The sequence below is a fragment of the Micromonospora sp. NPDC005237 genome, from assembly GCF_040607775.1.
GTDB lineage: Bacteria > Actinomycetota > Actinomycetes > Mycobacteriales > Micromonosporaceae > Micromonospora.
The window spans coordinates 64,719-76,589 of sequence record NZ_JBEXHJ010000003.1 but is presented as its reverse complement, the minus strand read 5'-3'; the positions used below and the strand labels follow the sequence as shown (position 1 = coordinate 76,589).

Annotated in this window: 9 protein-coding genes; 7 read left to right on the top strand and 2 right to left on the bottom strand. The window is 71.5% G+C overall.

From position 1 onward, the window contains the following. Positions 1–99 precede the first annotated feature (99 nt). Complete coding sequence (gene uvrC / locus ABZT87_RS09235; protein WP_355134698.1) at positions 100–2,088, top strand: excinuclease ABC subunit UvrC; 1,989 nt, start codon at positions 100–102, stop codon at positions 2,086–2,088. A gap of 1,124 nt (positions 2,089–3,212) precedes the next feature. Further along, positions 3,213–3,872: a C39 family peptidase gene (locus ABZT87_RS09230; protein ID WP_355134696.1), complete on the top strand. Its 660-nt coding sequence runs from the start codon at positions 3,213–3,215 to the stop codon at positions 3,870–3,872. 60 nt (positions 3,873–3,932) lie between these two features. Here the strand turns inward: ABZT87_RS09230 and recQ are convergent, their stop codons facing one another. Next, positions 3,933–5,774: a DNA helicase RecQ gene (gene recQ / locus ABZT87_RS09225; protein WP_355134694.1), complete on the bottom strand. Its 1,842-nt coding sequence runs from the start codon at positions 5,772–5,774 to the stop codon at positions 3,933–3,935. A 70-nt stretch (positions 5,775–5,844) separates the two neighbouring features. After that, positions 5,845–6,180, bottom strand: a complete 336-nt coding sequence (locus ABZT87_RS09220) for a hypothetical protein (RefSeq protein WP_355134692.1) — start codon at positions 6,178–6,180, stop codon at positions 5,845–5,847. A 211-nt stretch (positions 6,181–6,391) separates the two neighbouring features. Here ABZT87_RS09220 and rapZ point away from each other — a divergent pair, with 211 nt between their 5' ends. From rapZ to ABZT87_RS09195, 5 genes are all read left to right on the top strand, one after another. Then, on the top strand, positions 6,392–7,297 hold the full coding sequence (gene rapZ, locus ABZT87_RS09215; protein WP_234588457.1) for an RNase adapter RapZ: 906 nt from the start codon (positions 6,392–6,394) through the stop codon (positions 7,295–7,297). After that, a complete protein-coding gene (locus ABZT87_RS09210) occupies positions 7,294–8,349 on the top strand; it encodes a 2-phospho-L-lactate transferase CofD family protein (RefSeq protein WP_355134690.1) in 1,056 nt (351 codons plus the stop codon). Before rapZ ends, ABZT87_RS09210 begins: the two co-directional genes overlap by 4 nt. A 54-nt stretch (positions 8,350–8,403) precedes the next feature. Further along, positions 8,404–9,384 carry a DNA-binding protein WhiA gene (gene whiA / locus ABZT87_RS09205; protein ID WP_354860370.1) on the top strand — a complete coding sequence of 327 codons (981 nt, stop codon included), beginning with the start codon at positions 8,404–8,406 and terminating at the stop codon, positions 9,382–9,384. A 261-nt stretch (positions 9,385–9,645) separates the two neighbouring features. After that, on the top strand, positions 9,646–10,650 hold the full coding sequence (gene gap / locus ABZT87_RS09200; protein WP_354860371.1) for a type I glyceraldehyde-3-phosphate dehydrogenase: 1,005 nt from the start codon (positions 9,646–9,648) through the stop codon (positions 10,648–10,650). Further along, positions 10,647–11,870, top strand: a complete 1,224-nt coding sequence (locus ABZT87_RS09195) for a phosphoglycerate kinase (RefSeq protein ID WP_354860373.1) — start codon at positions 10,647–10,649, stop codon at positions 11,868–11,870. The genes gap and ABZT87_RS09195 overlap by 4 nt, the downstream gene beginning before the upstream one ends. The last annotated feature ends 1 nt before the right edge of the window (position 11,871 follow it).

Here is an 11,871-nt window from a genome sequence, read left to right as displayed (position 1 = left end):
GTCGGGGTGTCGGTAGGCATCGGACACCCCGACTTCCCGGAAACCGAGTGGATCAAGTGCTCGCGGTGGGTGTCGGGGGTGCGGACTAGGCTTGTCGACGTGGCTGACCCCTCGACCTACCGTCCCGCACCCGGCACCATCCCGGAGTCACCGGGGGTCTACCGCTTCCGCGACGGCACCGGCCGGGTGATCTACGTCGGCAAGGCGAAAAACCTGCGCAGCCGGCTCAACTCCTACTTCGGCGACGTGTGGAACCTGCACGAGCGCACCCGCCAGATGGTCACCACGGCCGAGTCGGTGGACTGGATCACCGTCGGCACCGAGGTCGAGGCGCTCCAGCAGGAGTTCACCTGGATCAAGCAGTACGACCCCCGGTTCAACGTCCGCTACCGCGACGACAAGTCGTACCCCTATCTCGCCGTCACCCTTGACGAGGAGTACCCGCGACTCCAGGTGATGCGCGGCGCGAAGCGCAAGGGTGTGCGCTACTTCGGTCCGTACTCGCACGCCTGGGCCATCCGGGAGACCCTGGACCTGCTGCTGCGGGTGTTCCCCGCGCGCACCTGCTCGGCCGGCGTGTTCAAGCGGGCCGGCCAGGTCGGTCGTCCCTGCCTGCTGGGCTACATCGGCAAGTGCTCGGCGCCGTGCGTCGGCACCGTCTCCGCCGACGAGCACCGTGCGATCGTCGACGGCTTCTGCGACTTCATGGCCGGGCGCACCGACACCATGGTCCGCAAGATCGAGCGCGAGATGACCGAGGCGAGCGAGCACCTGGAGTTCGAGCGGGCCGCCCGGCTGCGCGACGACGTGGCCGCCCTGCGCCGGGCCATGGAGAAGCAGACCGTGGTGCTCGGCGACGGCACCGACGCCGACGTGGTCGCGTTCGCCGACGACCCGCTCGAGGCGGCCGTGCAGGTCTTCCACGTCCGCGACGGCCGGGTCCGCGGCCAGCGCGGGTGGGTGGTGGAGAAGACCGAGGACCTGACCACCGGCGACCTGGTGCACCACTTCTGCACCCAGGTGTACGGCGGCGAGCACGGCGAAGCCGACGTGCCCCGCGAACTGCTGGTGCCCGAGTTGCCCGCCGACGCCGACGCGCTGGCCGAGTGGCTCAGCAGCCACCGGGGCAGTCGGGTGTCGCTGCGCGTGCCGCAGCGCGGCGACAAACGTTCGCTCATGGAGACGGTGGAGCGCAACGCCAAGGATGCGCTGGCCCGGCACAAGCTCAAGCGGTCCGGCGACCTGACCACCCGCGGCAAGGCGCTGGACGAGATCACTGAGGCGCTCGGCATGCGTACCTCGCCGCTGCGCATCGAGTGCTTCGACATCTCGCAGATCCAGGGCACCGACGTGGTCGCCAGCATGGTGGTCTTCGAGGACGGGCTGCCCCGCAAGAGTGAGTACCGGCGGTTCATCGTGCGGGGCGCCACCGACGACCTGTCCGCCATGTCCGAGGTGCTACGCCGCCGCTTCGCCCGTTACCTCGACGCGCGGGCCGAGACGGGCGAGGTGGGCGTGGAGTCCGCCGACGACCCGACCGCGCCCGGCGGCGCCACGGATCCGCAGATCGGCATCCTGGTCGACCCGACCACCGGCCGGCCGCGGAAATTCGCGTACCCGCCACAACTGGTGGTCGTCGACGGCGGCGCCCCGCAGGTTGCGGCGGCCGCCCAGGCCCTCGCCGATTTGGGCATCGACGATGTCGCGCTGTGCGGCCTCGCCAAGCGGCTGGAGGAGGTGTGGCTCCCCGACGACGAGTTCCCGGTCATCCTGCCGCGCACCTCGGAGGGTCTCTACCTGCTGCAACGGGTCCGCGACGAGGCGCACCGCTTCGCCATCACGTTCCACCGCCAGCGTCGCTCGAAGCGGATGACCGAGTCGGCGCTGGACAATGTCCCCGGCCTGGGCGAGGTACGCCGCAAGGCGCTGCTACGGCACTTCGGCTCGCTGAAGCGACTCTCGACGGCGACCGTCGAAGAGATCACCGAGGTGCCCGGGGTGGGTCGACGCACCGCCGAGGCGATCCTGGCCGCCCTCGACAAGGGCGCAAAAGCGGACGACAGCGCCGAGTCGACGCCCAGCGCGTAGGCGACGCCCAGCGCGGAGGCGACCCGCAGCGCGGGGGGCGACGCCCTGCGCGGGGGCGACCCGCAGCGCGGGGGGCGACGCCCTGCGCGTAGGCGACGCCCTGCGCGTAGGCGACGCCCTGCGCGTAGGCGACGCCCAGCGCGTAGGCGATCCGCAGCGCGGGGGCGACGCCCAGCGCGTAGACACACCGCGACAATCCTCGCGCCCCACATGATCGTGCTCGATCCAGGATGTAGTGGCCTAGTTGGCAGGGTGAGGCCCCTGTTTCCTGGATCGAGCGCGATCATCCGGTGGCGGTAGGGCCGCGCGGAGGTGATCGACTCGGGTTCGCTGATGTCGGGGTGTCCGGCGCGCCCGGATACCCCGACTTCGCCGAAGTCGAGTCGATCAACCCCCGGGGTGGTGGCGCGACCCCGAGGTCGCCGTGCGACGGCGTGCCGCCCACTCGACGGACGCCGTGCACGGCACGTTCCGGCGGGCATGATCGTGCTCGATCCTGGATGTAGTGGTCTCGCCCGCGTGGTGAGGGGCCTGTTTCCGGGATCGAGCACGATCATCCGGTGGCGGTGGGGCCGCGTGGAGGTGATCGACTCGGGTTCGGTGATGTGGGGGTGTCCCGGGCGCCCGGATACCCCGGTATCGCCGAAGTCGAGTTGATCACCGCCGGGTGGTGGCGGGTGTCCGTTTCCGGTGGGTGGTTTGTCCGGTCCGGGTGTTGGCGTCCCGTGGTCGGTGCCACCCTGGTGGCGGAATCGGGGACCCGGCGGGGTCGTTATACCTGGCATGCCGCCGCGAGCCTCGGCTTCGGTGGCGCGGCAGCCGTCGGGAACATCCGCCCGGTCGCCGCGGTTACACCCCCCGCACGGCCCGGCTCGTGTGGCGGCCGTCGGGAACACCCGTGCGGTCGCCGCGGTTACATCCCCGCACGGCCGAGCACCACCGGCCGGCGTGGTCCGGAATGCGGAATGAGTCGCTGCCCCGGGCCGTTGCACCACCCTCCGGGACATCCCCCGTGCAGGCCCCCGGGCCGCCGGGCCAGGTCCCCCGTGAACTTTCCCGCTCGGCACACCGCCCCCGCTTGTGTGTCGTTGCGTTTTCCCCCACATGCAGAGGAGCACGCCATCATGCGTACCGATCTGATTCGTAAGACCGCTCTGACCGCTGCTGGCCTCGCCTTCACCGGCGGCGCCATCGCCGGCCCCGTCACCGCCGCCTACGCGGCGTCGCAGGCCAAGCCCGCGTCGCAGACCCAGGCCGACCGCAAGCCCTCGGGTGAGCGTCAGCTGGGTGTGCGCTACGAAGCCCAGCCGAACTTCTACTACTGCGGCCCCGCCGCTGCCCGTAACGCCCTGTCCGTGCAGGGCAAGGACATCAGCGTGGACGCGATGGCCAAGGAGATGGGCACCACCGAGGCCGGCACCAACAGCATCAACGACATCACGCCGGTGTTGAACAAGGAGACCGGTAAGGCCGACGCGTACCGCAGCGTCGAGATCAGCAAGCCCGACGCCGACGCCAAGCAGACCGACAAGCTGCGCGCCGACATTGTCAAGACCGTCGACGACGGTCGGGCGGTGGTGGCGAACATCGCGGGCACCAGCGTCGACACTGATGGCAACACCCACTCGTTCGAGGGCGGGCACTACATCAGCGTCGTGGGTTACCGCGACAACGGTGACGTTGTGCGGATCGCTGATTCGGCCGATGCGAACACGGCCGCGTACGACATCACGGTCGAGCACCTCGCCGACTGGATCGCCACCCGCGGCTACGCCACCAGCTGAGAACCACACACCGACAAGGGCCGGACCCCACCACAGGGGTCCGGCCCTTTCGGCATGCAGTCAGTCGGTCGCGAGGACGGCCAGGATCTGCTCGCCGTACTTGGCGAGCTTGTTCTCGCCGACCCCGCTGACCCGCGACAGCTCGGCCAGCGAGGTGGGCGCGTCACCTGCGATCTGCCGGAGGGTGGCGTCGTGGAAGATGACGTACGCCGGGACGCCCTGCTCCTTGGCGGTGGCCGCCCGCCAGGCGCGCAGCCGCTCGAAGACCGACGCGGCCGCCGGGGTGAGCTCGGCGACGACGGTGGCCGCCCCGCGCGGCTTCGACGACCGGCTCGACGCGGGCCGCTCCGGCTCGCGGCGCATCGTGACGGTGCGGCGGCGGCCCAGCACGTCGGCGCTGGCCTCGGTCAGCGCGAGGGTGCCGTAGTCGCCCTCCACGGCGAGCAGCCCCTCGGCGAGGAGTTGCCGGACCACGCCCCGCCACTCGGCCTCGCTCAACTCCGTGCCGATGCCGAAGACGGTAAGCGAGTCGTGACCGTACTGGCTGATCTTGTCGGTCTGCTTGCCGAGCAGGATGTCGATGCAGTGCCCGGCGCCGAACCGCTGGTTGCGCTCGCGGTCGAGGCGGAACACGGCGGAGAGCAGCTTCTGGGCGGCCACGGTGCCGTCCCAGGACTCCGGTGGGTTGAGGCAGGTGTCGCAGTTGCCGCAGGCCGTCGGGGTCGTCTCGCCGAAGTACTCGAGCAGCTGCACCCGTCGGCAGCGGACCGTCTCGCAGAGCGCGAGCATCGCGTCCAGGTGTGCGGCGAGGTTGCGCCGGTGCGCGAGGTCGCCGTCGGACGTCTCGATCATCTTGCGCTGCTGGACCACGTCCTGCAGGCCGTACGCCAGCCATGCGGTGGACGGCAGCCCGTCGCGGCCGGCGCGGCCGGTCTCCTGGTAGTAGCCCTCGACGGACTTGGGCAGGTCGAGGTGGGCGACGAAGCGCACGTCGGGCTTGTCGATGCCCATGCCGAAGGCGATGGTGGCCACCATGACCAGGCCGTCCTCGCGGAGGAAACGTTGCTGGTTGGCGGCGCGGGTGGCCGCGTCCAGACCGGCGTGGTACGGCAGCGCGGCGACGCCGTTGGCGACGAGGAACTCGGCGGTCTTGTCCACCGAGGCGCGCGACAGGCAGTAGACGATGCCGGCGTCGCCGGGGTGCTCGTCGCGCAGCAGGGCCAGCAGCTGCTTGCGGGGCTCCCGCTTGGGCACGATCCGGTACTGAATGTTGGGCCGGTCGAAGCTGGCCACGAAGTGCCGCGCGTCGTCGAGCGCCAGCCGACTGGCGATCTCGGTGCGGGTGGCGCTCGTCGCGGTGGCGGTCAGCGCGATGCGGGGGACCTGCGGCCAGCGCTCGTGCAGCATCGACAGCGCCAGGTAGTCGGGCCGGAAGTCGTGCCCCCACTGGGACACGCAGTGCGCCTCGTCGATCGCGAACAGGGAGATGCGCCCCCGGTCCAGCAGGGCGAGGGTGGACCGGACGCCGAGCGCCTCGGGCGCCAGGTAGAGCAGGTCCAGTTCGCCGGCGACGAACGCGGCCTCCACCCGCCGCCGGGCGTCCAGGGTCTGGGTGGAGTTGAGGAAGCCGGCGCGGACACCGACCGCGGTGAGCGCGTCCACCTGGTCCTGCATGAGCGCGATCAGCGGGGAGACGACGACCGCGACACCGTCGCGGACCAGGGCCGGGATCTGGTAGCACAGCGACTTGCCGCCACCGGTGGGCATCAGTACCAGCGCGTCGCCACCGGCGACGACATGGTCGATGACCTGCTGCTGGAAGCCGCGGAAGGCGTCGTAGCCGAACACCCGGCGCAGCACCGGCAGCGCGTCCTCGGTACGCAGGTCGGTGGGGGAAGCCATTCGCGGAGTCTACGAGCCGACCCCGACACCGCTCGCCCGGCGCACCCGGGCACACCGGACGAGCGTGCGGTCAGCTGGACCGGTTGGCCAGGCCGCGCGGCGGGGCCTTCATCCCGACGACGATGTCGACGATCTCGATGTAGCGGGCCTTGGCCCCCATCCGGAACGCGGTGGCCGCGGCGTTGATCTCCTCGAGGGTGTCGGCCTCCACCATCGTCACCTGGTCGTACTTCCCGTTGACCCCGGTGCAGACGACGTGGGTGAGCTGCTTGGCAAAGCGGCCCAGATCCCGGGCGTGCTCGGCGGAGACCTCGTGGATGCCCTCCCGGCCGAGGGCGAAATACTCCGGACTGATCCGCATGAACAGGAAACCGACGTACTTGTTCTTGTCCGCCAGATCGTGCATCGCACCCTCCCAGATGTCGGCCTTGACCTGCGGCGATCACGAGGAGCGTATAGACGATTACTGATCGTCATCAAGGGCGGAGGCTGTCGGGAGGGCGACCCGCGGTCCCCGGGTGCGGACGCGCCCGACCCGACGCCGGCCGGCGGGATAGAGTCGCTGATTGACCAATCGCGGCCGATGGCGGCCGCGGCGCCACGGCTTGGGGGTACGGGTGAGCGAGGCGCACACAGCCGGTGACGGGCAGCCGGCGGCCGAGTCGGAGACCACCCTGGTGGTGGTCACCGGGCTGTCCGGTGGTGGTCGCAGCACCGTCGCCCGGGCGTTGGAGAACGTCGGCTACTACGTCGTGGACAACCTGCCACAGGCGCTCATGCTCGACATGGCCGAGTTGGCGTTCAAGGCCGGCGGCGCGGCCCGGCGTACCGCGATGGTCCTGGACGTGCGCTCGCGGGCCTTCTCCACCGACCTGGCCGGGGCGATCCGCGAGCTGAAGGAGCGGGGCTTCTCGCCGCGGGTGGTGTTCGTCGACGCCGACGACGAGGTGCTGATCCGGCGTTTCGAGAGCGTTCGGCGTTCGCACCCGTTGCAGGGCGACGGGCGGCTGGCCGACGGCATCGCCGTGGAGCGCGGGCTGTTGGAGGAGGCCCGCGACCAGGCCGACGTGATCATCGACACCAGCCACCTGAACGTCAACCAGCTGCGCCGGCGCATCGAGGAGCTGTTCGGCGGCGAGGACGCCCGCCGGCTGCGGGTCACCGTGCTGTCGTTCGGCTTCAAGTACGGCCTGCCGCCGGACGCCGACTTCGTGCTGGACGCCCGGTTCCTGCCCAACCCGTACTGGGTGCCGGAGCTGCGCGAGCACACCGGGCGGGAGGAGGCGGTCAGCGCGTACGTGCTGGGTCAGGAGGGCGCGGACGCCTTCGTCGCCTCGTACGCCGACCTGGTCAACGCCACCACCACCGGGTTCGAGCGGGAGGGCAAGCGGTACCTGACGGTCGCCGTGGGCTGCACCGGCGGCAAACACCGCAGCGTGGCCATCGCCGAGGAGCTGGCCGGTCGGCTGCGCCAGTCGGGGCTGGCCGCCAACGCGCAGCACCGCGACCTGGGGCGGGAATGACGGCGCGTCGGGTGGTCGCGTTCGGCGGAGGGCACGGGTTGTCCGCGTCGCTGCGCGCGTTGCGTCACTGCGCCCCCGAACTCGACCTGGCCATCACCGCGGTGGTCACGGTCGGTGACGACGGCGGTTCCAGCGGTCGGCTGCGCGCCGAACGGGGCGGCCTGCCCCCGGGTGACCTGCGCCAGGCGCTGGTGGCGCTCGCCGGAGACCACCCCGCCACGCGACGCAGCGCCGGGCTGTTCCAGCACCGCTTCGCCGCCGTGCCGGCGCTCGGCGTACCCCCGGACGGGGGGACCGACGCGGACCCGGCGGCGGCGGGCGGCCCGGAGCCGCGCGGCGCGGACCCGACGGCGGCGCGCACCGACGGCCTGGCCGGGCACGCGGTGGGCAACCTGGTGCTCTGCGGTCTCATGGAGCTGCTCGGCGACCCGGTGGCCGCGCTGGAACACGCCGGGGCCATGCTCGGCACGGTCGGGCGGGTCCTGCCGATGTCGCGCCAGCCGGTCGGCATCGAGGCGCGGGTGCGCGGCGCCGACCCGAGCGCCCCCGACGAGGTGCGCACCGTACGCGGTCAGCACCAGGTGGCGGTCACCACCGGGCGGGTCGAGTCGCTGCGCCTCACCCCGGCCGCCCCGGCGGCCTGCGCCGAGGCCCTGGCGGCGATCGGCGCGGCGGACTGGTTGATCTTCGGGCCGGGCAGCTGGTACACGAGTGTGCTGCCGCACCTGCTGGTGCCGCAGCTGGCCGACGCGATTGTGTCCAGCTCGGCCCGGCGGCTGGTCACGCTGAACCTGGCCGCGGAGAAGGAGACCCTCGGCCTCTCGGTCGCCGATCATCTGGCGGCGTTGCGCTGGTACCTGCCCGAGCTCAAGGTTGATCTCGTGCTCGCGGACGCCAAGGCGGTGGGTGACCCTGAACCGGTCGAACGTGCGGCAGAATCGCTGGGTGCCCGCCTGGTCCTCGCCCCCGTCGCCGTCATCGACGGCACTCCCCGCCATGATCCGGCTGCCCTGGGCGCCGCGCTGGTGCCTGTCCTGGGCGCCGATCGTTAGACACGTACGTAATCTCCGGCGACACGCCGGAACAGGTCCGTGAGGGGACGCACAATGGCGATGACGGCTGCGGTCAAGGACGAGCTGAGTCGGGTCGACGTGCCCAAGCCCTGCTGTCGGCGGGCGGAGATGGCGGCGCTGCTGCGCTTCGCCGGCGGGCTGCACATCGTCTCCGGCCGGGTGGTGGTGGAGGCTGAGCTGGACACCGGCGCGGTGGCGCGCCGGTTGCGCCGGGAGATCGCCGAGGTCTACGGCTACCCCAGCGAGATCCACGTGCTGGCGTCCGGTGGGCTGCGCAAGGGCAGCCACTTCATCGTCCGCGTGGTCAAGGACGGTGAGGCGCTCGCACGGCAGACCGGCCTGCTGGACGTGCGCGGCCGGCCGGTGCGCGGGCTGCCTCCGCACGTGGTGGCGGCCAACGTCTGCTGCGCGGTCTCGGCATGGCGGGGCGCGTTCATGGCGCACGGCTCGCTCACCGAGCCCGGCCGCTCCAGCGCGCTGGAGATCACCTGCCCGGGGCCGGAGTCGGCGCTGGCGCTGGTCGGCGCGGCCCGGCGGATCGGCATCACCGCGAAGAACCGCGAGGTGCGCGGGGTGGACCGGGTGGTGGTCAAGGACGGCGACGCGATCGCGGCGCTGCTCACCCGCATCGGCGCGCACTCCAGCGTGCTGGCCTGGGAGGAGCGTCGGGTCCGCCGCGAGGTGCGGGCCACCGCCAACCGGCTGGCCAACTTCGACGACGCCAATCTGCGCCGCTCGGCGCGCGCCGCCGTCGCCGCCGCCGCCCGGGTGACCCGGGCGCTGGAGATCCTGGCCGAGGAGGCGCCCAACCACCTGACCGACGCCGGGCGGCTGCGCCTGGAGCACCGGCAGGCGTCGCTGGAGGAGCTGGGCGCGCTGGCCGAGCCTCCGCTGACCAAGGACGCCATCGCCGGACGGATCCGCCGTCTGCTCGCGCTGGCCGACAAGCGGGCCCGGGACCTCGGCATCCCGGATACCGAAGCGGCCGTCACGCCCGACATGCTCGTGGTCTGATAGGACGGTGGGGCCGTACGGTGCGCCGGGAGCACGACCCGGCGCGGCGTGGTCTCACGCGCTCGGATAAGGTCGCTGAGTACGGCAAGGGGGCCGACACGGGCACTCCTCGTCGTGCTTACCGCCTCGGGCGGTCAGGTCCTCAGACCGCGGCGGGGTGCCGAGACGAACCGTCAACGGCCGGCTCCAACGGTCGGCGCACACCACTCCGCCGGCCCGTTGTCTGAAGCCGGCAGACCAGAACGCGAGGAGATGGGACCTGTGACCATCCGGGTTGGCATCAACGGCTTCGGCCGAATCGGCCGGAACTTCTTCCGGGCAGTGCTGGCGTCCGACGCCGACATCGAGGTCGTGGCGGTGAACGACCTGACCGACAACGGCACGCTCGCCCACCTGCTCAAGTACGACAGCATCCTCGGTCGCCTGCCGTTCGAGGTCAAGGCCACCGCCGACGAGATCACCGTCGGTGGCAAGACCATCAAGGCGTACGCCGAGAAGGACCCGGCGGCGCTGCCGTGGGGTGAGGTCGGCGCGGACGTCGTCATCGAGTCGACCGGCTTCTTCACCGACGCCACCAAGGCCAAGGCGCACGTCGACGGCGGCGCCAAGAAGGTCATCATCTCCGCTCCGGCGAAGAACGAGGACGTCACCGTCGTCATGGGTGTCAACCACGACACCTACGACCCGGCGAAGCACACCATCATCTCCAACGCCTCGTGCACCACCAACTGCCTCGCGCCGATGGCGAAGGTCCTGCACGACACGTTCGGCATCCAGCACGGTCTGATGACGACGATCCACGCGTACACCCAGGACCAGAACCTGCAGGACGCCCCGCACTCCGACCTGCGCCGCGCCCGGGCCGCCGCGCTGAACATCGTGCCGACCTCGACCGGCGCCGCGAAGGCCATCGGCCTGGTGCTGCCGGACCTGAAGGGCAAGCTCGACGGGTACGCGCTGCGGGTGCCGATCCCGACCGGCTCGGTCACCGACCTCACCGTCACCGTGGGTCGTGAGACCACCGTGGACGAGGTCAACGCCGCGCTGAAGGCCGCCGCGGACGGCCCGCTCAAGGGCATCCTCGTCTACAACGAGGACCCGATCGTCTCCACCGACATCGTCACCGACCCGGCGTCGTGCATCTTCGACGCGCCGCTGACCAAGGTCGTCGGCAACCAGGTCAAGGTCGTCGGCTGGTACGACAACGAGTGGGGCTACTCCAACCGCCTGGTCGACCTGGTCAAGCTGGTCGGTTCGTCGCTGTGAGCATCCGGACCCTCGACGACCTGCTCGCCGAGGGGGTGTCGGGTCGGCGCGTGCTGGTGCGCGCCGACCTGAACGTCCCGCTCGACAAGCAGACCGGTGCGATCACTGATGACGGACGCATCCGCGCGGTGCTGCCGACGCTCGGCGCGCTGGTCGAGGCCGGCGCGAAGGTGGTCGTCTGCTCGCACCTGGGCCGCCCGAAGGGCACGCCGGACCCGCAGTTCAGCCTGAGCCCGGTCGCCGGGCGGCTCGGTGAGCTGCTCGGCGCTCCGGTGCACTTCGCCACCGACACGGTCGGCGACTCGGCCCGCTCCACCGTCGCGGGCCTGGCCGACGGCCAGGTCGCCCTGCTGGAGAACCTGCGCTTCAACGCCGGTGAGACCAGCAAGGACGAGGCCGAGCGGGGCGCCTTCGCCGACCAGCTCGCCGCGTTCGGCGACGCGTACGTCGACGACGCGTTCGGCGCCGTGCACCGCAAGCACGCCAGCGTGTACGACGTGCCGGCGCGGCTGCCGCACGTGGCCGGCCGGCTGGTGCTGCGCGAGGTCGAGGTGCTCGGCAAGCTGGCCGGCGACCCGGAGCGCCCGTACGTCGTGGTGCTGGGTGGTTCCAAGGTCTCCGACAAGCTGGCGGTGATCGAGGCGCTGCTGCCGAAGGTCGACCGGCTGCTCATCGGCGGCGGGATGTGCTTCACGTTCCTCAAGGCCCAGGGCCACGAGGTGGGCACCTCGCTGCTGGAGGAGGAGATGGTGGAGACCTGCCGCAACCTCCTGGAGCGCTCCGAGGGCAAGATCATGCTGCCGGTCGACGTGGTGGCCGCGACCGCCTTCTCCCCGGACGCCGATCACGACGTCTTCCCGGCGGACGGCATCCCGAGCCACCGGATCGGGCTGGACATCGGCCCGGAAACGGTCGCCGGCTTCGCCGCCGCCCTGAAGACCTCCGCGTGTGGAGATCCCGGAAACGCGCGGACGATCTTCTGGAACGGGCCGATGGGCGTGTTCGAGATGGCGCCCTTCGCCGCGGGCACCCGGGGCGTCGCCGAGGCCATCGCCGATTCCGACGCGTTCAGCGTGGTCGGCGGCGGTGACTCGGCGGCCGCGATCCGGCTCCTCGGCCTGGATGAGAAGGCGTTCGGGCACATCTCCACCGGCGGTGGCGCCTCCCTGGAGTACCTGGAGGGCAAGACCCTCCCCGGCATCGCGGCCCTGGAGAACTGAG